At 40.8% G+C, this 24,714-nt stretch carries 19 protein-coding genes, 6 tRNA genes and 1 riboswitch; of the genes, 15 read left to right on the top strand and 10 right to left on the bottom strand.

The annotated features are described in order from the left end of the window. Positions 1 to 31 precede the first annotated feature (31 nt). Genes thrA through thrC form a run of 3 tightly spaced genes read left to right on the top strand, consistent with a single transcriptional unit; the run spans position 32 to position 4,733 of the window. On the top strand, positions 32 to 2,479 hold the full coding sequence (gene thrA, locus ABIB30_RS19255; protein WP_354304674.1) for a bifunctional aspartate kinase/homoserine dehydrogenase I: 2,448 nt from the start codon (positions 32 to 34) through the stop codon (positions 2,477 to 2,479). Next, positions 2,476 to 3,411: a homoserine kinase gene (locus ABIB30_RS19250; protein ID WP_354304673.1), complete on the top strand. Its 936-nt coding sequence runs from the start codon at positions 2,476 to 2,478 to the stop codon at positions 3,409 to 3,411. Before thrA ends, ABIB30_RS19250 begins: the two co-directional genes overlap by 4 nt. Positions 3,412 to 3,422: 11 nt before the next feature. Further along, the gene (thrC, locus tag ABIB30_RS19245; RefSeq protein ID WP_354304672.1) at positions 3,423 to 4,733 is read left to right on the top strand and encodes a threonine synthase; all 1,311 of its coding nucleotides are present in this window, start codon (positions 3,423 to 3,425) and stop codon (positions 4,731 to 4,733) included. Positions 4,734 to 4,799: 66 nt separating this feature from the next. On the opposite strand, the gene ABIB30_RS19240 is transcribed toward thrC, so the two are convergent. The 6 genes from ABIB30_RS19240 to murQ all read right to left on the bottom strand — a co-directional run bounded on the left by ABIB30_RS19240 (position 4,800) and on the right by murQ (position 12,603). Beyond that, a complete protein-coding gene (locus tag ABIB30_RS19240) occupies positions 4,800 to 5,237 on the bottom strand; it encodes an META domain-containing protein (RefSeq protein ID WP_068405668.1) in 438 nt (145 codons plus the stop codon). Between the two features lie 74 nt (positions 5,238 to 5,311). Further along, a complete protein-coding gene (gene metF, locus ABIB30_RS19235; RefSeq protein ID WP_354304671.1) occupies positions 5,312 to 6,265 on the bottom strand; it encodes a methylenetetrahydrofolate reductase [NAD(P)H] in 954 nt (317 codons plus the stop codon). An 18-nt stretch (positions 6,266 to 6,283) separates the two neighbouring features. Continuing rightward, positions 6,284 to 9,943, bottom strand: a complete 3,660-nt coding sequence (metH, locus tag ABIB30_RS19230; protein ID WP_354304670.1) for a methionine synthase — start codon at positions 9,941 to 9,943, stop codon at positions 6,284 to 6,286. Positions 9,944 to 10,058: 115 nt separating this feature from the next. Next, a riboswitch (SAM riboswitch) is annotated at positions 10,059 to 10,168 on the bottom strand. Between the two features lie 251 nt (positions 10,169 to 10,419). Further along, positions 10,420 to 11,169 (bottom strand): Bax inhibitor-1/YccA family protein, encoded by a 750-nt coding sequence (locus tag ABIB30_RS19225; RefSeq protein WP_354304669.1) that lies wholly within the window; start codon positions 11,167 to 11,169, stop codon positions 10,420 to 10,422. Positions 11,170 to 11,219: 50 nt separating this feature from the next. Beyond that, positions 11,220 to 11,789, bottom strand: coding sequence for a hypothetical protein (locus ABIB30_RS19220; RefSeq protein ID WP_354304668.1), 570 nt, complete (start codon positions 11,787 to 11,789; stop codon positions 11,220 to 11,222). Positions 11,790 to 11,796: 7 nt separating this feature from the next. Beyond that, positions 11,797 to 12,603 (bottom strand): N-acetylmuramic acid 6-phosphate etherase, encoded by an 807-nt coding sequence (murQ, locus tag ABIB30_RS19215; protein WP_354304667.1) that lies wholly within the window; start codon positions 12,601 to 12,603, stop codon positions 11,797 to 11,799. Between the two features lie 191 nt (positions 12,604 to 12,794). On the opposite strand from murQ, the gene ABIB30_RS19210 reads away from it, so the two are divergent. After that, positions 12,795 to 14,402 carry a S41 family peptidase gene (locus tag ABIB30_RS19210; RefSeq protein WP_354304666.1) on the top strand — a complete coding sequence of 536 codons (1,608 nt, stop codon included), beginning with the start codon at positions 12,795 to 12,797 and terminating at the stop codon, positions 14,400 to 14,402. Between the two features lie 86 nt (positions 14,403 to 14,488). On the opposite strand, the gene der is transcribed toward ABIB30_RS19210, so the two are convergent. Both der and era read right to left on the bottom strand, forming a co-directional pair. Next, positions 14,489 to 15,790: a ribosome biogenesis GTPase Der gene (der, locus tag ABIB30_RS19205; protein ID WP_068405690.1), complete on the bottom strand. Its 1,302-nt coding sequence runs from the start codon at positions 15,788 to 15,790 to the stop codon at positions 14,489 to 14,491. A 46-nt stretch (positions 15,791 to 15,836) separates the two neighbouring features. Further along, positions 15,837 to 16,715, bottom strand: coding sequence for a GTPase Era (gene era / locus ABIB30_RS19200; RefSeq protein WP_111633120.1), 879 nt, complete (start codon positions 16,713 to 16,715; stop codon positions 15,837 to 15,839). A 111-nt stretch (positions 16,716 to 16,826) separates the two neighbouring features. Here era and ABIB30_RS19195 point away from each other — a divergent pair. From ABIB30_RS19195 to ABIB30_RS19165, 7 genes are all read left to right on the top strand, one after another. Continuing rightward, positions 16,827 to 16,899: transfer RNA gene (locus ABIB30_RS19195), tRNA-Met, on the top strand. Positions 16,900 to 16,940: 41 nt separating this feature from the next. Then, positions 16,941 to 17,012, top strand: a tRNA-Glu gene (locus ABIB30_RS19190). Positions 17,013 to 17,060: 48 nt separating this feature from the next. Continuing rightward, a tRNA-Met gene (locus ABIB30_RS19185) sits at positions 17,061 to 17,133 on the top strand. Positions 17,134 to 17,177: 44 nt separating this feature from the next. Further along, positions 17,178 to 17,249, top strand: a tRNA-Glu gene (locus ABIB30_RS19180). A gap of 207 nt (positions 17,250 to 17,456) precedes the next feature. Beyond that, positions 17,457 to 18,152: a hypothetical protein gene (locus ABIB30_RS19175; protein WP_354304665.1), complete on the top strand. Its 696-nt coding sequence runs from the start codon at positions 17,457 to 17,459 to the stop codon at positions 18,150 to 18,152. 197 nt (positions 18,153 to 18,349) lie between these two features. Further along, positions 18,350 to 18,422, top strand: a tRNA-Met gene (locus ABIB30_RS19170). Between the two features lie 41 nt (positions 18,423 to 18,463). Then, positions 18,464 to 18,535 (top strand) — tRNA-Glu (locus ABIB30_RS19165). A gap of 14 nt (positions 18,536 to 18,549) precedes the next feature. Here the strand turns inward: ABIB30_RS19165 and ABIB30_RS19160 are convergent. Beyond that, complete coding sequence (locus ABIB30_RS19160; protein WP_354304664.1) at positions 18,550 to 18,753, bottom strand: hypothetical protein; 204 nt, start codon at positions 18,751 to 18,753, stop codon at positions 18,550 to 18,552. A gap of 513 nt (positions 18,754 to 19,266) precedes the next feature. On the opposite strand from ABIB30_RS19160, the gene ABIB30_RS19155 reads away from it, so the two are divergent. Together ABIB30_RS19155 and ABIB30_RS19150 are read left to right on the top strand one after the other, a co-directional pair. Continuing rightward, positions 19,267 to 19,458 (top strand): hypothetical protein, encoded by a 192-nt coding sequence (locus ABIB30_RS19155; protein WP_354304663.1) that lies wholly within the window; start codon positions 19,267 to 19,269, stop codon positions 19,456 to 19,458. A gap of 286 nt (positions 19,459 to 19,744) precedes the next feature. Continuing rightward, positions 19,745 to 20,326 (top strand): hypothetical protein, encoded by a 582-nt coding sequence (locus tag ABIB30_RS19150; RefSeq protein ID WP_354304662.1) that lies wholly within the window; start codon positions 19,745 to 19,747, stop codon positions 20,324 to 20,326. 100 nt (positions 20,327 to 20,426) lie between these two features. Here the strand turns inward: ABIB30_RS19150 and susR are convergent, their stop codons facing one another. Next, the gene (gene susR, locus ABIB30_RS19145; RefSeq protein ID WP_354304661.1) at positions 20,427 to 22,052 is read right to left on the bottom strand and encodes a SusR family glycan utilization regulator; all 1,626 of its coding nucleotides are present in this window, start codon (positions 22,050 to 22,052) and stop codon (positions 20,427 to 20,429) included. Positions 22,053 to 22,382: 330 nt separating this feature from the next. Here susR and ABIB30_RS19140 point away from each other — a divergent pair, with 330 nt between their 5' ends. Beyond that, entirely contained in the window at positions 22,383 to 24,449 is a 2,067-nt protein-coding gene (locus ABIB30_RS19140) for an alpha-amylase family glycosyl hydrolase (RefSeq protein WP_354304660.1), read from the top strand. 40 nt (positions 24,450 to 24,489) lie between these two features. Further along, positions 24,490 to 24,681 carry a hypothetical protein gene (locus ABIB30_RS19135; RefSeq protein WP_354304659.1) on the top strand — a complete coding sequence of 64 codons (192 nt, stop codon included), beginning with the start codon at positions 24,490 to 24,492 and terminating at the stop codon, positions 24,679 to 24,681. Positions 24,682 to 24,714 lie beyond the last annotated feature (33 nt).

The raw sequence follows: 24,714 nt of genomic DNA, 5'->3' as shown, positions 1-24,714 counted from the left end.
CCTATAAAAAAATAGATTAACAATTAAAACTATGAACATTCTAAAATTCGGCGGTACTTCAGTAGGATCGGCATCAGGTATACGAACCCTGATCAGTATCCTCAAAGAAAGGGAACAGGGTGATTATCCGGTAGTTGTACTTTCAGCAATGAGCGGGGTAACTAATCTGCTCCAGGCAATGGCAGAAAAAGCACAGGTGGCAGAAGACTATACTGCAGCGCTTAAAGAAATCGAAGAAAAACATTTCGAGGTGGTGAGAACGTTGCTTCCGGCAGCTGCACAAAACCCAGTATTTACCAGGTTGAAGATTTACTTCAATGAGCTGGAAGATGTTTTGCAATCAGTTTATCATTTAAAAGAACTAAGCCCTCAGACCAAAGATCTGATTCTGAGTTTCGGAGAACGCTGTTCTGCGTTTATGATTAGCCATGTGGCTAAACAGGACTTCCCGAATGCACAATGTGTAGATGGGGCTGAACTGATTAAAACTGATAGTAATTTTGGACAGGCTAAAGTAAATACGCCTTTAACAGAACTGCTGATTCAGGACTTTTATGAAGCGAATAGAGATAAACTATTATTTGTAACCGGATTTATAGCCAGCAATACCGAAGGAAGAACCACAACTTTGGGACGCGGTGGCAGTGATTTTACAGCTGCAATATGGGGTTCCGCCCTGAATGTAAATGAGATTGAAATCTGGACTGACGTAGATGGAATGCTGACTGCTGATCCAAGGATCGTGGAAAAAGCATTTTCTTTACCAGAGCTGAGCTATACAGAAGCTATGGAGCTGTCGTATTTTGGCGCAAAAGTGATTTATCCGCCAACCATGACCCCGGCTTTTCTAAAGAAAATACCAATCGTCATCAAGAATACTTTTAATAAAGACTTTAAGGGTACTTATATACGCCATGGGGTTAATACCTCAACTTTTCCTATCAAGGGAATTTCTTCTATTGATGAAATCAGTATCCTGAATTTGTCGGGTAGCGGAATGGTTGGGAAGGCTGGTTTCAGTGGCAGGTTGTTTTCTCTTTTATCCAGAGAACAGATTAACGTGGTATTAATTACACAATCTTCTTCTGAACATAGTATCACTTTCGCAGTGAAACCTGCGGATGCTTTAAGTGCGCTGGCTATCATCAGTAAGGAATTTGAACTGGAATTACAGGCTAAAAAACTGGAATATCCGGAGGTAGAAAATGGATTGGCTGTACTGGCTATTGTGGGGGAGAATATGAAACATACACCAGGTATGTCTGGAAAATTGTTCCATGCTTTAGGTAGAAACGGGGTCAATGTGCGTGCAATTGCGCAGGGATCTTCAGAATATAATATATCGGTTATTTTATCAAAAACAGACTTGTCAAAAGCCGTAAATGCGGTGCATGAAGCTTTCTTTGAAAACCTGAAGAAAACGCTGCATGTGTTTTGCCTGGGTACCGGAAACATCGGTAAAACTTTGTTCCGTCAGTTGTTAGTTCAAAGTCCGTTACTTGCACAGAACAATGACCTTGAAGTAAAGGTGATGGGTGTTAGTAACACGCGGGAGATGTACCTGAGTAAAACAGCGATGAACCTTGCAGATTGGGAAAATGAACTGAGCAGGAATGCGGAACCAGCAGATTTAGCTTCCTTCGTGAAACAGATGAAGGCGATGAATTTGCCAAACTGTGTTTTTGTAGACAATACTGCGAGTGGTAATCCGGTTAACTTTTACCAGGAAATACTGGAATCCAGTATCTCGCTTGTTACTTGTAATAAGATTGGAAACTCGGCCGAATATGAGCAATATGCTGCTTTTAAAAACGCTGCACGTACTTATGGGGTCGATTTTCATTATGAAACGAATGTAGGGGCAGGTCTTCCGATCATCCGTACTTTAAAAGATCTGATGTTAAGCGGAGATAATATCTTCAGTATTGAAGCGATCCTTTCGGGTACAATTTCTTTCATCTTTAATAACTTTAAAAATGACGTGCTTTTCCACGAAATCGTAAAAGAAGCACAGGATAAAGGGTATACTGAACCAGATCCCCGTGATGATTTGAATGGAAAAGATTTTATGCGCAAAATGCTGATCCTGGCAAGAGATGCGGGGTATCCTTTAGAAGAAGCAGATGTGCAGTTAGAAAGTATGTTGCCGCCGGCTTGTCTGGCTGCGGCTAGTGTAGCAGATTTTTATCAGGAACTGGAAAACAATGCGGCTTACTTTGAAGATTTGAAGAACAAAGCGGCAGCTGAAAATAAAGTACTGCGGTATATCGGAAAACTAGAAGAAGGAAAAGTGACTATTAACTTGCAAATGGTTGATGACAGCCATCCTTTCTACATGCTTTCGGGCAGTGATAATATTATCTCTTTCACTACAGACCGTTACAAAGATCGTCCTTTAGTGATTAAAGGGCCTGGTGCAGGTGCAGAAGTGACTGCCGCTGGTGTATTTGCGGACATCATAAATGTGGGTAAGAAATGAGAAATACAGTAAAAGTTTTTGCTCCGGCAACCGTAGCGAATGTAGTTTGCGGGTTCGATGTTTTGGGTTTTGCAGTGAATGCGCCGGGTGATGAAGTGGTAATGCGGGTTACGGATAAACCAGGTGTAATTATTTCTAAAATTACGGGTGATGATGGCCGGTTACCGCTTAATCCAGATAAAAATACGGTGAGTGCGAGTGTACAGGATTACCTGAAACATATTGGACGTACCGATATTGGAATTGATATAGAATTGCATAAAAAGATGCCTATCGGAAGTGGGCTGGGCTCAAGTTCTGCAAGTACAGTGGCTGGATTGTTTGCGGTTAATACCTTGTTTGACAATCAATTGAGTAGTCAGGAATTGGTTCCTTTTGCGATGAAAGGTGAAGAGCTGGCCTGCGGTTATGGGCATGCAGACAATGTAGCGCCTGCTTTACTGGGTGGTTTTGTACTAGTTAGGAGTTATGAGCCATTGGATGTAATCAGCTTGCCTTTTCCACAGGATATGTGTGCGGCAATTGTTTATCCGGAGGTAGATGTTCCGACTAAGGATGCGCGGCAAATGATCCGTTCTAAGGTTTTATTGAAAGATGCGGTGAAGCAATGGGGAAATGTAGCTGGTTTGGTAACGGGCTTGTTTACGAATGATTATGATTTGATTGGCCGGAGTATGGTGGATGTGCTGGTGGAGCCTACGCGGTCTATTCTGATCCCTGATTTTTATAAAATGAGAAGTATAGCGATGGAGATGGGCGCCGTGAGTTTCGGGATTTCCGGTTCGGGGCCTTCTGTTTTCGCACTGACCAAAGATCAGGATACAGCACATTTAATTACACAGGCACTTCAAAAACAATTAAAATCCATTCAGATTAACAGTCTTTCATTTGTATCATCGGTTAATAAAAAAGGCCCGGTTATACTTGATTAAAAAACGCGAACATGAAATTATACAGTACGAATAACCACGACCTGAAAATAGATTTCCAATCTGCTGTTTTCAATAGTATGCCACAGGATAAAGGTTTATATATGCCTGTGGAAATCCCTGCACTTGATCAGGATTTTATTCAGCACCTTGACCGGTATACGCTGCGTGAAATTGCTTATAAAGTGAGTTCAGCTTTGTTACAGGATGATATCCCTGCAAATGATTTAAAGGCAATTATTGATGATGCCATCAATTTTGAAGCCCCTTTGCATCCGCTGGATGAGGATACTTATGTGCTGGAATTGTTTCATGGGCCTTCATTGGCTTTCAAAGATTTCGGGGCAAGGTTTATGAGCAGGGTAATGGCTTATTTTTTAAAGGATAATGAGCAATTGCTGGATGTGCTGGTTGCTACTTCGGGAGATACCGGGGGGGCGGTAGCACTTGGGTTTTTGGGGGTGCCGAATACCAGGGTAACGATTTTATATCCTAAGGGAAAAGTGAGTGAGATTCAGGAGTTGCAATTGTGCAGCAATGGGCAAAATATCCGTGCAATAGAAATAGACGGGACTTTTGATGATTGTCAGCATTTGGTTAAACAGGCTTTTGCTGATGACGAGCTGAATAGTAAAATGAGACTTACTTCTGCAAATTCGATTAATATAGCGCGTTTAATTCCGCAAACCTTTTATTATTTTAATGCAGTAGCCCAGCTTTTCAGAAAGGGTAAAAGAGAGGTAGTCTTTGCTGTGCCTAGTGGTAATTTCGGGAATATCGCTGCGGGTTTGTTAGCTTATAAAATGGGCTTGCCTGTCAAACAGTTTATCGCCGCTACCAATGCGAATGATACGGTTCCACGCTTTCTGGAAACAGGGGTTTATGAAACCAGGCCTTCGGTACAGACTTATGCAAATGCAATGGATGTAGGTGCGCCAAGTAACTGGGTGAGGATTATGACTTTGTTTAACGGACAGCGTGAAAGTGTGAAAGAGATTGTAAAGAGCTACCGGTATACCGATGAGCAGACTGTTCAGGCTATTGCTGATATTTATCAGCAGTTTAACTACGTGGCTTGCCCGCATACGGCTATTGCCTGGTTAGCTGTGCAGGAGTATCAGAAACAACAGGCTCCGGGCGATGATACTTTTGTATTCCTTTCGACAGCACATCCTTGTAAGTTCCCTGATATATTCCCTGCTGAAATTGCTGCGAAGATTGATATTCCTGAGCAGGTGAATGCACTGAGACAAAAACAGAAGATAGCTACGGCTATGCCAGTAGATTTTGATGCTTTTAAGACCTTTTTATTAACGGCAGGCTAGGATTTGGCCAGTTGGATATTCTTTTAGAAAAAAAGCCTGTTTAATTCAAATTAAACAGGCTTTATATTATTTTATCTTTTTAAATCGCATGATGGCGATATCACCCATCATAAAATTAAGTATCGTATCTCCTTTGATGGAGTATTTATTTACTTTTTTTAAGGTTTCAAAGAAAACAGATTCTCCTTCACCGGGGCAGGCCATTTTTGTAACTGCCATTGGCTGATTAAAGTTAATGGACGTATCATCTGCATTCAGCTTTCCTGAGAAAGAGTTACAGCTGCTATTACCGCTTACCTTTTTATCAGCAAGGTCAAAAATCAGGGTTGGCTTTTGGCCTGGATACAAACCGTTGAAAGCAATCCTTGGGCCTGAGATATAATTCAGTTCCCAGGTTCCTCCGAGTTTGGATAAATCTGAACTTGCCTCTACCGTATTCTTTAAGGCATTACAGGAAGTTAAAGTGCCAATAACTGTAAGTACCATCAATGTCGTCCTTCTCATATCGTTCTTTGTAGAGAACGAAATATACAAAGAATCTGCCAAATATTCATCAGGAGCAGAATCTGACCTCTAAATTAGAAAACTGCGCGGGCAATTCTTTTTGTTGGTTCAGGATTACTCATGGTATAAAAATGAAGTACTGGAGCGCCAACCTTGATTAACTCTTTGCACTGTTGGATCATCCATTCTATTCCTACCTCTTTTACGTCCTTCTCATTTTTACATTCCTGAACGGCTTCTGTCAAATCTTCCGGCAGATCGATATGGAATATTTTTGGTAAACTGATGAGTTGTTTAGAAGAAGTAATCGGCTTAAGTCCGGGAATAATGGGGACATTTATCCCATTTGCTCTGCACTGGGCAACAAAATCACAGTATTTGGCATTGTCGAAAAACATCTGGGTCACGATAAACTCTGCACCCATATCTACTTTTTGCTTCAGGTATTTAAAGTCGGCCTTTAGGTTAGGTGCTTCAAAATGCTTTTCCGGATAGCCGGCTACACCAATACAGAAATCTGTCTGGAAGGCTGAATGATCTTCAAAAAGATATTTTCCGTTATTCATATCGTTAACCTGACCTAACAGATCAGTGGCATAAGCGTGTCCGCCGGGGGTAGGGATAAAGGTCGAATCTGCGTGTCTGGCATCTCCGCGTAAAACCAATACGTTATCAATTCCTAAAAACTGAAGGTCAATCAGGGCATTTTCGGTTTCTTCTTTGGTAAAACCACCACAAATTAAATGCGGAACAGCATCTACTTTGTATTTGTTCATGATTGCCGCACAGATGGCTACGGTACCTGGACGTTTACGGTAAGACACCTTTTCCAGCAAGCCGTTGTCATGTTGTTTATAGATATAATCTTCTCTATGATAGGTCACATCAATAAAGGGTGGATTAAACTCCATCAAAGGATCTATGGCATCATAAATATCTGTGATGCTTTTTCCTTTAACTGGCGGCAGGAGCTCAAAAGAAAACAAGGTTTTACCCTTGGCGTTGTTAACGTGGTCGGTGATCTTCATTTAAGTTTTGTTGTGAGGTTAATAGGCTAAATTCGGACTAAGCCATCTTTCGGTATCTTCAAGTGACATGTTTTTTCTGACTGCATATTCTTCTACCTGATCTTTGGTTATTTTCCCAAGGCCGAAGTATCTGGATTGAGGGTGTGAGAAATAAAATCCGCTGACTGCTGCAGTTGGATACATCGCAAAGCTTTCTGTTAAGCGCAGCCCGATCTTTTGTTCTGCACCTAATAAGTCAAATAATGTTTCTTTTTCGGTGTGATCCGGGCATGCAGGGTAACCTGGTGCCGGACGGATACCTGCGTATTCTTCTTTGATCAGATCTTCGTTAGTTAATTGTTCGTCTTTTGCATAGCCCCAGTAATCTTTACGGACTAATTCATGCAAGTGTTCAGCGAAGGCTTCAGCCAGCCTGTCTGCTAGTGCTTTTGCCATAATACTGTTGTAATCGTCATAGTTTGCTTCAAATTCAGCAACCATTTCGTCACAGCCAATACCTGTAGTCACAGCAAAACCACCAAAATAGTCCTGAACTCCGTCTTCTTTGGTTGCCACGAAATCTGATAAGGCATAATAAGGTTCTCCGGCAACTTTCTCCGCTTGCTGACGCAGGGTATGAATCGTTACGGGTTCGCCTGCTACGTCTAATACGATATCATCGCCTTTGGCATGTGCCGGCCAGAAACCGATAACTGCTTTAGCGGTCAGTAACTTTTCATCAACGATCTTTTGTAAAAGTACGCGGGCATCATCGTATAGTTTTTTTGCCTCTACGCCAACAGATTTGTCATTGAATATTTTTGGGTAACTGCCTCTTAATTCCCAGGTGTGGAAAAAAGGAGTCCAGTCAATATAAGGCACAAGGGTTTCCAGCGGGTAATCTTCGAATGTTTTAGTCCCGAGAAATTTAGGTGCAGGAGCTACAAGGGCAGGGTCAATCGTAAATTTATCGGTCCTTGCTTCTTCAATAGATTTGAAACGTTTATCATTGCGTTTATTCAAATGCGCTTCGCGTGCTTTATCATATTCCAGCCTGATATTATCAATATAACCACCGCGGGCTTCCGCGTTCATCAGAGTACTGCATACAGTCACACTTCTGGAGGCATCCAGCACGTGAATGGCTGGGCCCGAATAGTTCGGTGCTATTTTTACGGCAGCATGTATTCTGGAAGTGGTTGCGCCACCAATCAACAGGGGTACGGTAAAGCCTTCACGTTCCATCTCTTTGGCAAAGTGAACCATTTCATCCAGTGAAGGTGTAATCAGTCCGCTTAAACCAATAATATCTGCGTTAATTTCTTTGGCTTTTCTGATAATTTCCTGTGCAGGGACCATCACGCCTAAATCAACAATTTCAAAGTTGTTACAGGCCAATACCACGCCTACAATGTTTTTACCGATATCATGAACGTCACCTTTTACTGTGGCAAGTAAGATTCTGCCGGCCGAAGAGCTTTGGTCACCATCCGGGTTGTCCAGTTTCTCCTGCTCAATAAAGGGAAGCAGATAAGCTACAGCTTTCTTCATTACCCTGGCTGATTTTACGACCTGAGGGAGGAACATCTTTCCGGCACCGAATAAGTCACCTACGATATTCATTCCGTCCATTAGCGGACCTTCAATGACATGAATAGGGCGGTCGTATTGTTGTCTCGCTTCTTCTACATCGGCATCCAGGTATTCAATAATACCTTTGACCAAAGAGTGGGACAGACGGGATTCTACAGGTGCTTTTCTCCATTCTTCGTCTTTAACGAGTTCTTTTCCTTTAGATTTTACGGTTTCTGCAAAGTCTACCAGACGTTCTGTAGCATCTTCGCGGCGGTTTAATAAAACGTCTTCTACGCGTTCCAGTAACTCGGCAGGGATAGCTTCATAAACTTCCAGCATCCCGGCATTCACAATTCCCATATCCAGTCCGGCTTTAATGGCATGGAACAGAAAGGCAGAGTGCATAGCTTCACGTACGGTATTATTTCCTCTGAAAGAGAAAGATATATTGGATACACCACCACTTACTTTCGCATAGGGCAGGTTTTCTTTAATCCAGCGTGCTGCGTTGATAAAATCAACTGCATAGTTGTTGTGTTCTTCTAAACCGGTGGCTACGGTTAAGATATTCGGGTCGAAGATAATATCTTCTGCCGGGAAGCCAATTTCCTCTACCAGGATATCGTATGAGCGTTTACAGATTTCTTTTCTACGTTCAAAGTTATCTGCTTGTCCATTTTCATCAAAGGCCATCACTACGATTGCTGCACCGTAATTCATAATCTTACGGGCACTTTCACGGAATTTATCTTCTCCCTCTTTTAACGAAATGGAGTTGACAATCCCTTTTCCCTGTAAACATTTTAAACCGTTTTCAATGACACTCCATTTAGAGGAATCGACCATGATCGGCAGTTTGGAAATATCAGGTTCTGAAGCAATCAGGTTCAGGAATTTCGTCATTGCGGCTTCAGAGTCCAGCATCCCTTCGTCCATGTTCACGTCAATGACCTGCGCACCACCTTCTACTTGTTGCCTGGCAACGGCAAGTGCAGCTTCGTAGTCACCGCTTAAAATTAACTTGGAGAATTTTGGGGAGCCTGTGATATTAGTTCTTTCACCAATATTAACAAACATGCTTTCGGGCGTAATGGTTACGGGTTCAAGTCCGCTCAGGCGAAGGTAACGTGGTATTTCTGGTATTTGTCTTGGGGTAATATTTTTGGCTTTTGCGGCAATCGCTGCGATATGCTCTGGCGTAGTACCACAACAACCACCCACGATATTGACAAAACCGTGCTGAATAAAGTCTGAGACCAGTGACGCTGTTTCATTGGGCATTTCATCATAAGCGCCAAATTCATTCGGTAAACCTGCATTAGGGTATGCAGATACATAACAGGGTGCTTTAGCAGAGAGCTCTTCAATATGGGGCCTCATGTCTTTTGCACCCAATGCACAGTTAAAGCCTATGCTCAATGGGTTAGCATGAATGATTGAATTCAGGAAAGCTTCTACAGTCTGACCGGACAGTGTTCTGCCTGATGCATCTGTAATAGTTCCGGAAATCATAATCTCAATTTTACGCCCGATAACTTCTTCATATTTTTTGATTGCAAAGATTGCCGCCTTCGCATTTAAAGTATCAAAAATGGTCTCAATTAATAACAGGTCTGATCCGCCATCAACCAGTCCTCTGATTTGTTCGTAGTAAGCGTCAACTAGTTCATCAAAGGTTAAGGCTCTGTATCCCGGATCATTTACATCTGGTGAGATAGACAAGGTACGGTTGGTAGGGCCTACGGCACCTGCAACGAAACAAACGCGGTCTGGATTTGCGGCCATGAATTCATTGACTGCTTCTTTGGCTATTTTAGCACCTTCGAAACTCATTTCATAGTCAAGTTCTTCCATCTTATAATCCGCAAGAGAGATCCTTTGCGTACTAAAAGTGTTGGTCTCGATGATATCTGTTCCTGCTTTAAGATATTCGGTATGTATAGCTTTGATGATATCAGGACGGGTAATATTCAGCAGGTCATTATTTCCTTTGACGTCGCATGGATGATTCGCAAAGCGCTCTCCTCTGAAGTCTTCTTCAGTTAGGATATAGCGCTGGATCATGGTGCCCATTGCGCCATCGATGATTAGTATTCGTTTTTTAAGCTCTTCTCTTATGCTCATTATCTGTGTTGGATAGCCATTTGTCTGTATTCAAGCAACTAATGCGATGCCAGTATCTTGAAGACAGAAAATTTTATATAAAGGCCTAATCAGAAATCCGGTGTCGGATCGAATTAACTTATCTGTCAGGAACAGCCGAAACTGTTCGAGTAGAATGTAGCACCTTGTAAGCACAGGTTGCTAAGACTTCGTCGGGTCTAATCCCTCCGTCTTTCTTTATAAGCTCATACAAAAATGCAACAAAGAAAAATCATTTCCAAGCAAATAGAGTTTAAAGCATATAAAATTGCAAAAATCAGGCAAATGAACACATAGTACGGAACAATGTTCTGTGTGGTTAGCGTATTCTTCTATGGATGTAATTGAGAATAGTGCTAAAGATCAACAAAAAAAGGCCGGCCAGTGAAGTGCCCTTAATAAGTGTCTGACTTACTGAGGGCACTTCACTGGCCGGCTTTTTAACCAGGAATACTGGTTTATTTTCTTCCTCCGAATATTCTCAATAAGAAGATAAAGATATTCAGGAAGTCAAGGTATAGAGATAGGGCACCCATGATCGCTAATTTCTTAGTGTCATCAACAGCCATAGTACCACCGTTTTCTTCAATACCTGCCCCGATACGTTTCAATTTTTGAACGTCATAAGCAGTTAATGCAGTGAAAATCGCTACACCGAAGAAACTCATGATATAGTCAAAGCTTGAACTTTTCAGGAACATGTTCACTACACTGGCAATAACCAGTCCTACTACACCAATCATTAAGATTGATCCGAATTTACTTAAATCGGTGTTGGTGGTGTAACCCAGTACAGCCATTAAACCAAATATCCCTGCAGCAGCAGCAAAACAAGCTACTACTGAACTTGTTGTATAAATCAATAAGATAAAACTCAGACTGACACCGGTCAATACTGAATACAGAATAAATACGCCTAATAAAGCACTGTATGATAACTTACTCAGCCCTGCACTCATCAAAAGTACCAGTCCAAGCGGAGCAAACATAGCAACATAACCTATCATAGACATTTTACCTGTTTCCTGATTGATCAGGTAGCTTAACATTTCTGGCGTATTTGCCATGTAAACTGCAGCCAGTGTTGATAAACTCAACGCTACAAACATCCATAAAAACACGTTGGCAAAAAATTTCTTTGCAACTGTTCCTGTTTGGTTTTCCACAAATACTGATTGTTGTGACCAATTATTATTGTTGTTATCCATGTTATTTTAAAATTTAATTAAATATACGAATCTATTTGTATCAGCAAAAGCTATGCCCCTAGTCTTTTTGTCAGAATTTCTTCAACTTTATGGAAGATTTGAAGGGGTTTTGCTGTTCTCCATGCCAAATCGTCAAGTTCGCCACCAAAGTTGATATAGTAATCAATATTGCTGCTTCTGAATTCTTCAATTACATGCGGGTTGAAATTGAGTCCGGTGATCCATCCGTCTTCAACATCCTGGAACCATTCTTCATAATAGCTATCCTCTGAGGCGTGGAAATTAAGAATGTTTTCTCCAATCAGGATAAATTTGTTGATGCCTTCATCGATCATTAGTTCGAGAATTTCTCTTTTAAGCAGCATAATATCATTTCCTATGGCATCATTCCATTCACCGATAAATTCAATGATCGCATAATGATGGTCATAGTCCACAAACAGCACCTTAATATAAAGTGTATTGGAGCCAAAATCATCCCATTGCGGATGAATCAGGAAATTGTATAGCTGTTTATCGAAATAAAACTCAGAGTATTCGGTATTATAAAATGGTGACCGGGGGTCTTCCGCGGCTATATAGTCGTCACGCCAGCGGTAAAATGGTTCTATTTCGTGCATAATATTTTTATTTAGTACCGGCTTCCACAGCCTTTCTGACACTTCCGTAACGGATCAGCAGGTCTTCGGCTTTTTTATAGTCGATTTGTAGTTCATTCATGACCATTTGTGTACCTCTGTCAACGAGTTTATGATTCGTTAATTGCATGTCGACCATTCTGTTTCCTTTTACGCGGCCTAATCTGATCATAACAGTTGTACTCAGCATATTCAGGACTAGTTTCTGGGCTGTACCGGATTTCATCCGGGTGGATCCCGTTAAAAATTCCGGGCCTACGACAACTTCAACAGGGAAATCGCTGGCTTCGGCCACAGGGCCTCCTTCATTACAGATGATACAACCGGTGAGTACACCGTTTTCTCTTGCTCTTTTCAGTCCGCCTACCACATAAGGGGTAGTTCCTGATGCGGCAAGGCCAATCAGGCTGTCTTTTGCATTGATCGTAAATTCCTGCAGGTCTATCCAGGCCTGGGCATCGTCATCTTCTGCGTTTTCTACAGCGCGTCTGATTGCTTTATCTCCACCTGCAATAATCCCGACCACCTCATCAAAAGGCACGCCAAATGTAGGTGGACATTCTGAAGCATCAACTACGCCCAGTCTGCCGCTTGTACCTGCGCCGATATAGAATAACCTTCCTCCGCTTTTCATTCGCTCTGCTACAGCAGTAGCCAGTTTCTCAATTTGCGGGATCGCCTTTTCCACTGCCATGGGAACTGTTTTATCTTCGTTATTTATACCTTTCAGAATGTCAAGCACTTCCATCTGATCAATATTATTGTACTTCGATTCTTGTTCGGTGATCCGTATCATTTTATGTATTTTTTGTTAAAAATCGTCAATTTCTTTTTAACAGGGAAATATGAATGCATTTCGGACAGATTTACAGCTGAATATTTATAAACAAATGAGGATTATAATAAAATCTTAAACAATTACAATTCTAATGGGGTTAATAGGTTAATTAACAGCGTAATTTTATAGCTTTGTGCAACTGCTATTTCATGAAACCAACCACCCGCAAAAACCTGCTTGTCGCAATCACTTATTCTGTCACATTAATAGGTGGTATGTTTCTGGGTTACAAGTTTTTAAAGGATCAGGGGTTCACTTTCCAACGCAGTGTCCAGTTCGCGGATAAAAACTCAAATAAGGTAGATGAAATTATCAATCTGATCAACAGGAATTATGTGGATGAGATTAATGCGGATACTTTAAGTCACCTGGAGATCGATAGTTTATTACATCAGCTCGATCCCCATAGTGTTTATCTTCCTCCGGTCAAAGCAAATGCACAGTCAGATATGCTGGAAGGCAATTTTGAAGGGATCGGTATTGAGTATTATATTCTTAAAGATACGCTGCTGGTTACGAATGTGATCAAAGATGGCCCGGCTTCGGTTGCAGGATTAAAACTAGGGGATAAAATTTTAAAAATTGACAGTTTATTTGTCAGTGGTAAACACTTGACCAGAGATAAAATGATCGGGAAGATCAAGGGCAAAAAAGGGACTCCGGTTCAATTGGTAGTCTTGCATTCCGGATCGGCGCATCCTGTGATGTTAACTATTAAAAGGGGGAGAGTAAGTGTGAGCAGTATTGATGCTGCTTATATGATCAATGCGGATGCGGGGTATATCCGTATCAGTGAATTCGGGGCAAATACGGATAAGGATTTTATAGAATCTGTGAAAACACTGAAGGCTGCGGGAATGAAAAAACTGGTACTTGATCTGCGTGATAATGGCGGAGGTTATTTGACTGCAGCTACCGGACTGGCTAATCAGCTTCTTGCAGAAAATAAGCTGATTGTCTATACAGAGGGAAAACACGAACCGCGTACAGATTATATTGCAACAGGAGGAGGGGAGTTTGAAAATGGTAAACTTGCTGTGCTGATCAATGAGAATACGGCTTCTGCGAGTGAAATACTGGCAGGTGCTGTTCAGGATCTGGATAGGGGGATTATTATTGGACGCCGTTCATTTGGAAAGGGGCTGGTACAGGAGCAATTTCCTTTTGGGGATGGTTCTGCATTGAATCTAACCATTGCAAGGTATTATACACCTTTGGGCCGTAGTATTCAAAAGTCTTATAAAAAAGGATACACAGCCTATCAGAATGAAATCGATGACCGTTATAATGATGGCGAATTGACGGATAAACCTGTAGCTGCAAAAGATAGTTTGAGAAGAAATCTTGCTTTTACAACGGGTTCTGGTAAAAAAGTTTTTGCAGGTGGCGGCATTGAACCGGATATCTATGTGAAAATGGATACAACCGGAATGAATAAGTTTTATGGAACGCTTTTAACTAAAAAGGTTCTTTTTGATTATGTATTCGATGTTTTGGCGAATCGTTATAGTGCGGCTTACCTGGAGCAGAATTTAGCAGCTTTCAGTATCAGTGATATGGATTATAAAGACTTTGTGAAGTTTATACAGAGCAAAAATATTGTGATTGATCCCAGGCAGCTGGCTGCTGCAAAGCCGGTTATTTATAGTGACCTGAAGGCTTTACTGTGTAAGTATCATTTGGGGGAAGCGGGTTATTATAAGGCTTTAAACTTAAATGACAGTATGGTAAAGCAGGCGATATCGAGCATGCAATAAGGCTTGTCCGGCATTCAAAACTTACTTATTCAGGCATAAAAAAAGCGGTATTAAATCTAATACCGCTTGTTGATGATTTTCAGTTTCTATTTCTGTCTGAAGTAGATCTGGATTGGTGCTCCGCTAAAGTCGAAGTTTTCACGTAATTTATTCTCAATGAAACGTTTATACGGTTCTTTGATGTATTGAGGAAGGTTACAGAAGAAAGCAAACATTGGTGAGGTTGCATTGATTTGCGTCACATATTTTACTTTAATGTATTTTCCTTTTAATGCTGGTGGCGGATATTTTTCAATGATTGGCAGCATCACGTCGTTCAGTTTTGAGGTAGGAATTTTCTTTCCCCTGTTTTTGAACACTTCTAATGCTGTTTCAACTGCTTTGAAAATACGTTGTTTACTCAATACTGAAGTAAATACGATCGGAATATCTGTGAATGGTTGTAATTTAACACGGATTTGTTCTTCGAAAGCTTTCATAGTTTTATGATCTTTCTCTACCAAATCCCATTTGTTAACCAGAATTACGATACCTTTTTTGTTCTTCTCTGCTAAGTGGAAAATATTAACATCCTGAGACTCCAGCCCATCAACAGCGTCAATCATCAGCAATACTACATCAGCCTCTTCAAGAGCCTTAATGGTACGCATAACAGAATAAAACTCGATGTTCTCTTTTACTTTTGTTTTTTTACGAAGCCCTGCGGTGTCGATGAACATAAATTCATGTCCGAACTGATTGTAGTGAATATGGATGGAATCACGTGTTGTACCTGCAATTGGGGTAACGATGTTTCTATCCTGGCCCATTAAGGCGTTGATCAGGGAAGATTTACCCACATTTGGTCTGCCGACTATAGTCAGTTTTGGTAAAGCATTTTCTTCGACTACGTCATCTTCAAAATGTGAGATCACGTCATCCAGTAAGTCACCTGTACCTGAACCTGTCATCGAAGAGATTGAATAAATATCTCCAAGGCCAAATCCGTAGAATACAGCTGCATCATTTTCTAATGAAGTATTGTCTACTTTATTTACGACAATGAAAACCGGTTTTTTACTACGGCGTAATAGCTGTGCTATTTCATCATCTAAATCTGTAATTCCAGTGATTACGTCAACCATAAACAGGATAACGGAAGCTTCTTCGATCGCGATAACTACTTGTTCACGGATTGCCGCTTCAAATAGGTCTTCAGAATTTGCTACATAACCTCCTGTGTCAATTACAGTAAATTGTTTGTGTGTCCATTCAGCAACGCCATAATGGCGATCGCGTGTTACACCACTGAAATCATCAACAATTGCTTTACGACTTTCAGTTAAGCGATTAAAAAGGGTAGATTTGCCTACGTTTGGTCTTCCGACGATTGCGATAATGTTACTCATGTGTTTTGTGAATTGTATTAATTATTAAGGGGTTGCAAAGGTAGGTTTAATTTTCGTACCCGAAACTTTTTAAATAGTTCTTTTTACTACGCCAGTCCGGAAGTACCTTTACGAAGGTTTCAAGGAAGACTTTCTGATCTAAAAATTTCTCAATATCCTTGCGTGCTTCAGTACCAACCTTTTTCAGCATAGCGCCACCTTTACCAATCAGAATGTTTTTCTGAGAATCGCGTTCTACAATGATCTCTGCACTGATCCTGGTAATTTTCTCTTCTTCTTTGAAAGAAGTGATCACTACTTCTGTACTGTAAGGGATTTCTTTCTGGTAATTGTTGAAGATTTTCTCTCTGATAATCTCAGAAACAAAGAAACGTTGTGTCTTGTCTGTCAGGTCACCTTTATCATAGTAGGGTGGGTGTACGGGAAGGTATTCTAAGATTCTTTCCATAATTCCATCCAGGTTATATTTATGTAAGGCGGAGATTGCATAAATATGTTTAGGTTTTAACAGTTCCTGCCAGTAGGCTTGTTTCTCTTCTACCTGCTCCTGGGTTGCACCGTCAATTTTGTTGATCAGTACAATCATAGGGATAGTGGTATTGATTATTTTTTCCAGTACATCATTTTCATCATGTTGTTCATTGATGTCTGTAACGAATAAAATTAAATCTGCATCACTTAATGCGCCTTTGACAAAATTCATCATTGAATCCTGTAGTCCATAACGGGGTTTTATGATGCCGGGTGTGTCTGAAAAAACAATTTGTGAATCTTCTTCATTGACAATTCCAAGAATACGGTGACGGGTAGTTTGGGCCTTCGGAGTGATGATCGATAGCTTCTCCCCCACCAGGGCATTCATTAACGTGGATTTACCAACATTTGGCTTTCCTATTATGCTTACAAAACCTGCTTTATGCGACATTGAATTTTTTTTAAAATAAATTTGCATTGCAAAGAAACGAAATATATCTTTGCAGACCAATTTAAAACAAAGGAAGATTTAATCTTTTATAGTTTTCAATTGTAAATATAGTGCGGGGTGGAGCAGTTGGTAGCTCGTCGGGCTCATAACCCGAAGGTCATCAGTTCGAGTCTGGTCCCCGCTACCTGGAGAAGCATAACCTGCAAAGGTTGGTCGCTTTGAAATGGCCCGTTCGTCTACCGGTTAGGACGCCAGATTTTCATTCTGGAAATAGGGGTTCGATTCCCCTACGGGCTACAAAAGAAAAGGCTGGTTGCACACTAGCCTTTTTTGATTAAAACATAGTGCGGGGTGGAGCAGTTGGTAGCTCGTCGGGCTCATAACCCGAAGGTCATCAGTTCGAGTCTGGTCCCCGCTACCTGGAAAGCGTTTAACCCTTAAAAGTTAAGCGCTTTAATTTATGGCCCGTTCGTCTAGGGGTGAGGACGCCAGATTTTCATTCTGGTAACAGGGGTTCGATTCCCCTACGGGCTACTCAAATTTTCATCTTATTTCTTTGGTGAAAAAATCTTTAATGCTTTTCTGGTTTACAATTCATTCTTTCTTTAACTGACTGGTTTTTAGTTTGTTTCTCTTGAAATCTATTTTTTGTTTTATTTGAGATTTTATTTATTTTATAGTTATATATTTGATTCTTTTAAAGAATAATTATTAATCATATAAAAAATATAAACTCAGTTTATGAAGATTTCTCTATTTTGGTTTGGCGTTTTTGCCTTATGTTTATTTGCAGCCTGTAAAAAGGACAATACGGTGCCTGCAGAATTGAGGCCTGACCCTTTATTAGCACTTGGAGATTCTTGTTCCTATCAGATGGATGGTAAGTCTTATTCTTTTACATATCAGAACGGGTTCCAGATGGGAAATGCTCAAACCAATCTCAAGCTCGATTCAGTGGTCAAGAGCGTGAGGTATTATTCTGGCGACAAAGATTCTGTGATGTTCAGCAGAAGTTATGATTTCAATGCAAAAGAGTATAATGCGGGGATTAATATTTCATTTGCTAAAAAATACAATAAGAAAGAAATGGGACAAAGTATGCTTGGCTTGTTTGTGCCTAAAAACGGATTGGATCTGTTTCAGCCTGGAAATTATAAGTATCCCATTGATTATGAAAGAGAGCACACACAAAATGGTATAGCTATTAACCTGTATACAAGCGAAGATTTTTCTTCGTATAGCAAAGTTTCGATAGGACGTCCAACTGTTATCACTTCAGAAAGTCAGCAACAGTCAAAATTCGAAATTATTCGTTGTGTTAAATTATCAAATAACACCTATTTGCTTGAAGCGAAATTCAATGCTGTTGTTTTTGATAGGGAAGAAAAGGTGAAAAAGAACGTCGAAAATGGATATCTGAGGTTAATTCTGTATTAAGAATTACCTAATTTCTTTTTTTTGACATAAAAATAAAGATTAGATGTGTCTGTAAATTAGATGAATAGGCTTTGTTTTTTAAAATAATACAAGTATTTACTACTAATACTTGCGGTTTTTGAAAAATAACCCTATGTTTGCATCACTTTAAAAAACAGTAGTATTAGCCTCTGAAGGCCTGTTTGATAAGGATATAGTGCGGGGTGGAGCAGTTGGTAGCTCGTCGGGCTCATAACCCGAAGGTCATCAGTTCGAGTCTGGTCCCCGCTACCTGGAGAAGCATAACCTGCAAAGGTTGGTCGCTTTGAAATGGCCCGTTCGTCTACCGGTTAGGACGCCAGATTTTCATTCTGGAAATAGGGGTTCGATTCCCCTACGGGCTACTTAAAAGGTCTTTCTATTCATTTAGGAAGACCTTTTTTTTGTGCCGGATTTTAAGGTAATAGGGAATTAACGCGTTTTTTCCTGCAAGCGCTTCCTGATCCGGGTAAGTGAGTTGTTCAAAATGAGCATCTTTTTTGTAAATATGGTCGCTGGAGCAGGGTTCAAAAAAAATATAGATCAAGTCATAAACTTGTGGAGCAGGCTCTTTTTTAAGCATAAATTTTTGATGCGCTAAACAGAAAGTCTTTGCGCTCACGGATGCGCTTATGCCTGTGGAAGTTGCGCTGAAAGCTTTCAATTTGCGTGGGAATGACTCAGGCGAAACAAGACCGGGCTGTTAGTAAATAAATTCAAAATAGCTAAATAATAAATCTATGTCGGCCGGATACTGCCCGGGTACTGCCTGAGTACTGCCTGAGTACTCGTTAGGGTAAGAGCAGTGCTAAAGTAACGCGAGAGCATGGCAAGTCCAGGTCAAAACAACTAGTTGAAACAACATAGACCTGCCATGCTTAAAGCCTGTTTACAACCTGGTGTCATCCCGATCTCTATTCAGGCACAACTAGATCATAACCGGATGAAGATTAATGGAATTATAATTTTCCTTTGACTAACGCACGGACAACTGCGGACAATTGCAGACAGCTGCGGACAATTACGGACATTTTTTACGCATCAGGATAATCTTTAACGCGAATAGCCTACATTGGTGGAAAGGCATTTATTTATTATGGGAAGTTTAACGGGTAAATTTTTAAAGGGAATCCTGGACGATTTCATTTTTAAAGCAGCAGTTTGGAGTACAGGTTGTTTCAAAAGTTCTGTAAAGGGCACAATGAAACAATCAATGGAAACTGAAAGGCATCCGAGAACTTTCGTAAAAGTAGCAAGCCTGGAAAATCAGGATCTTTCCTCCCCCTAAGAATTCCGCTGAAGGGTTGGCCGATCTCTTATCAAAGTAATCAGGGTGTTTAATAAGGATAAATTGAACTATAAAATCAGGAAGTAATTAGCTTGTTAAAAAATCGTAACCAGCTGCTTTGAACTCAGAAAATATCAAACCCAAAACTTGAAATTTAATCCCTGATCCACAAGTTTATGACTTGACCCAAAAATATTCAGTTATTACGGTCCATTTTAACTTAAGTTAAAAAACACCAGTCAATAAGTGCAGAGCTTTGATTAAGAAATTACTAAAAATCAAAATCATGACTTCAATCGATCAAAAAAATATAGAAACAGCTGGTCAGGCTGCTGAAACTGCGAAATCGCTGCGTAAACTTTATTTTATAAGGGCTGCATTTTCAGTCACATGGGTGATCCTTGTAGCATTGCTTGCTAAATCTTCATTCGGGATTGCTTGTGTGCTGCTGGTTATCTACCCGGCCTGGGATGTGATGGGTACTTTTCTTGATATCCGTACTAACAATGGCAGTGTTTCCAAAACACCTCAATATATTAACGCTGCGATCAGTATAATCACGACTATAGCTGTAGGTTTTGCTTTGCAAGCGGGAGTTCCTGAAGCATTGATGGTTTTCGGTGTATGGGCAATCCTTACTGGTTTGATCCAGTTGATCCTTGGCTTACGCCGCAGAAAGTTGTTGGGTGGACAATGGCCTATGATGATCAGTGGCGGGCAGTCAATTATCGGCGGTACTTCTTTTATCCTGTTAGCGCATGATCCAACAATGGGTATTACCAATCTGGCGGGTTATGCTGCATTTGGTGCGTTCTACTACTTGCTGGCGGCTTTCCGTTTAGGGAAAAAAGAGAATCATAATAGCTGATTATTTTAAATTAACATGCTGCTGTTGTTCATATTGGTCGGGGTATTGCCTATATCCTGATCAGTTAAATTTCGACTACGGGGGGGGGCGGTCTTTCCTGTTATTGTGCCTCTATCTGCATGATACAATGAACAAATTCGTCATTAGGGATATAGGAACGGCTGCGTAAACGGTTTTTATAAGCATAGATGGTATTGACAGAGTATCCCAGCAATTTAGCTATACGATCATTGTCACTGATACCCATGCGTATGAGTGCAAATATCCGGTGTTCCGTGCTCAGCAGCTGGCCTTCTGGGATGCAAGGTGCTTCGGAAGCATTAAATAACTGATTGAATTTTGTGATGAAATCGGGGAACAATTTTAGAAATACTTTGTCGAAGGTGTTGAATAATTGAATACGTTCTTCCTGAAGGTGCAAATTCCTTACTGCATAAAGCGCGTCCTCAAATCTCTGATTGATGAGCTTTTTTTCAAGTGATTTCTGGATCTTCTCGAGTTTTTCCAGGTAAACAGAATTCATGTTAAAGTAAAAGGTGATGTATTCATTCTTTATCTTGTTTGCAGTGCTTAGGTTATGGTTTACTTGTTCTAAGGTTTGGTTCGATGCCTGTAATGATAGATTTGCCTTTTTGACAACATCACCGGCAATGCTAAGTTTTTTTAACTGGATGAAAATAATCACAGCAAACCCGATCACAAAGAAGATCAACAAGGTAATGATCGCTGCATAAATGAATAAAGAGCGCCGCTGTGTTTCCATTGTTTCTATGCGCTGCGCCTGTATAATAGGCATTATACTGCTAATGGCCACCTGGCGATGGCGGGCTCCGTAAAAGATAGCCTCTTCCATGGCTTCGTTAATATAGTTAAAGGCATTGTTTCCATCGGCCTTACGGTAGAGTCTGTTGGCAAGCTCATAAATGGCTACGGTTTCTTTTGTAGCCGATTGCAGGTCTGCAATTGCTGCTGCTGCAAGTAGTGAATCTGCCTTTTCTTGCTTACCTTCCATACTATAGACATAACTCAGCGAACTCGCGGACACGGCAAACTGACTTGCAGTAAGGCCGGGGAGTTTTAATAAAGCAACGTAGTTATTTTCACTTGCTTTATAATTCTGTATCCGCATATTCTTTAAGCCAAGCAGGGAGAGGTAATAATAAGTACCCGGATGTGTTAATTCTATTGCAGAATCCATATAGGCCAGGGCTTTAGGATAATAAATCCTGTTATAGTCACTATTATGGTTAAAGTCACCCCAGTCAAAATAACAACGGCTTTTTAAAAAATAATAGTCTATCCTGTCAGCAGGAGCAAGTGCATTTGTGTCTATTTGATCCAGCTTTTCTATCGCTTCTTTGAACATTCCAGCTGACAGCAAGGTAAAGCTGATGCTCATTTTAGCTGTAATTAGCTTTTGAGGATCTTTAAGTAAGCTAGCGACATGTTCAAGGCGTTTACTGAAGGCATAGGCTGAATCATATCTAAAAGACTTATACTCATCATACAGCTTTTTTAAACTGGAAAACTGCATAACCGGTATCTTTGTAGTCCGGAGCTGTGTTTCAATTTTTTTTATCCTGGCTTCTTTAAGGGCTACATAAAATTCCTTGTTTGCGAGTACAAGGTTCAGCTTATGAAATAAGCTATCATTGGCAGATCCCGCAGCAGCAAAGCATGGGTTGGCACAGCCTATTGCAAAAATGCAAATAAGACGTCTTGTCATTTGATGCAGCATAACAATAAAAGTTATTTAACAGGTTTATTTGGTTTAACAGAGGATCTGCTCAACACAAATATCTATCAAAAAAACCATATAATGGATTGTCGGTAAACTTAAAAATTAATATTTGGACCGACTGAGTTTTAAATCAAAACACTTATTGTCAGTTGGTTGTGTGTTTTATTTGATTTATATTTTTTATATCGTCTTTTTAGAACAAGCCTTTGGGCTGATTCTTCCTCTACATTTGACAGGCATGAAAATAAACCGGTCATGCTTTTTATTAATGATCCTGATCATTGTTCTGAACATCAATTAAAAACTAAACAACCTATGAAAACAAGCCTGTTAAAAACGCCGGGCCGATTGAAACAAATCTGTTTTAAAACGGCCCTGTTCCTCTTATTCATCTTTTTTGCTATCAAGGTGAATGCGCAAGATCCTGCTCAGTATGGTACTCCATATGCTAATGTGCCTAACCCGCTGGATGTTAATCTCTATCAGGTCAATATTCGTCCTTTTAGTGCTGCCGGCAATCTGGCAGGTGTAATTTCCCGCCTGGATAACATCAAAGCACTGGGGACTAATGTGATATATCTGATGCCTGTGTATCCGCATGGCACAGATGCTAAAAGTACCAACTCGCCTTATTGCATTAAAGATTTTAATGCGGTGGCTGCTGAATATGGTAGTCTGGCTGATCTTCGTTCGCTTGTAGATGGTGCGCATAGCCGGGGCATGGCGGTTATTTTTGACTTTGTGGTCAACGGATCATCCTGGGATCATCCATGGATAACTCAGCATCCTGACTGGTATAACAGGGATGGAAGTGGCAATATTCAGCAGCTAGGGCCATTTGCGGATATTGCTGGCTTCAACTTCGCCAATACTAGCTTGCGGACAGCTATCATCAATGCAATGCGCTACTGGGTATTTGCAGCAAATGTAGATGGGTTCCGTTGTGATTACGCCAACAATGCACCGCTTGATTTTTGGACACAGGCCATTAGCAGCCTGCGCAGCATTTCTACGCATAAACTTTTAATGTTTGCTGAAGGAGACCGAAGGGAGAATATGCAAAGTGGTTTCGATTTTAACTTCGGTGACCAGTTTTACTACAATGCTTTGAAGAAGATCGCGTTGAACGGTGAAAACGTATCAGAAGCAATTACTAATTCAACCAATTATGAATATGCACTGGCAACAGGGACTCAGCAAGTGATCAGATATATCGATAATCACGATGTAAATGGCTCATCTGAAGGTAATGCCCTGGCTGTTTTTAAAGGGTCTGCCGGTGTGATGGCAAATTTTTTGGTTTGTGCCTATATGCGTGGTGTTCCATTTTTGTATGGTGGACAAGAAGTCGCTTTTAATCAGCAAATATTCTGGCCATATACTGGCGTTAAAATAAACTGGTCGCAAAACGCTGGAGTTAGTACTGAATTTACTAAAGTGCTGCAATATCGCAATGCCAGTACTGCTGTCCGCAGGGGTACAATGACCAGTTATGCCGACGCAAATGTTTGTGCTTTTACCAAAACTTCAGGTGGTGAAAAGGTCGTTGTAATAGTGAATTTGCGCAATGCTGCGGCTAATTACATTATTCCGGCAGGAATGTCTGGTACCTATAAGGATGCTTACACGGGGGCAGACAGAGTCCTCGTTTCTGGAGCATCGCAGTCGCTTACACCATTTCAGTATATAGTGCTCACCAATACAAATGCTGTTTCCATTGGTGTTACGGGGATAACTATTTCACCTGCTTCAATTGGGCTTACCGTAAATGGAACTCAGCAAATTACAACCACCATAGCGCCATCCAATGCGACCAATAAAACAGTAAGTTATACATCCAGTAATACGAGTGTAGCAACGGTAAATACTGCAGGGCTTATTACTGCGCTGGCAACTGGTACAGCTACTATTACTGCGACTACACAAGATGGCAACAAAACAGCCATTACAACGGTAACGGTAAATGGCAGCGCAGCTACGACCTATTACCAGATCGTTAATCGGTTCGTGCCTGGTGCTTACTTGTACGATTCAGGTAATGGAAAAGTGTCCTATGGTAGCAATGCTTCTGGAGCGGCCTATCAATGGTCAAGAGTTAATGCAGGAGGAGGCTTCGTGTTACTCAGGAACCGGGCAACTGGTAAATTTATGAATGTAGAGAACCAGAATGGAACAGTGGAGGCAACTACGGCAGATGCTACATGGTATAGCGCCATGTGGACTATTACCTCGGCAGGCGATGGATGGAGTTACATTCAAAACAGATGGCAAACTACTGAGTGGATACATGTGGAAAACCAGTCGGGTTCGGCGCAATATGCAGGTGCGCAAGCTGGATGGTATAGTGCCATGTGGCAGTTTGTTAATCCTGTCACTCAATAATCTGCTATTAATAAACTAAAATCAATTAAATCCAATTACCATGAAAAAATTATTATTCTTATTTCTGGTCGTTTCCGTGACCTGTCTGGTGGCTTGTAAAAAAGATGCCATTGATAAAAAAGCAACACTAAAACCGAAAGGTGAAGTAGCGGTAGTCAGCCCGGCGGCAGCTTATGACTATCAGAAAGCTATTGTAGTTAAACGTACATTGAACCCTGGCTTAAGCCACTAACTCCAATTTGATCTTTAAGCGAAATGTTAACAC

The sequence above is a fragment of the Pedobacter sp. UYP1 genome, from assembly GCF_040547305.1.
GTDB lineage: Bacteria > Bacteroidota > Bacteroidia > Sphingobacteriales > Sphingobacteriaceae > Pedobacter.
This window is presented reverse-complemented; position numbering and strand designations above follow the sequence as displayed.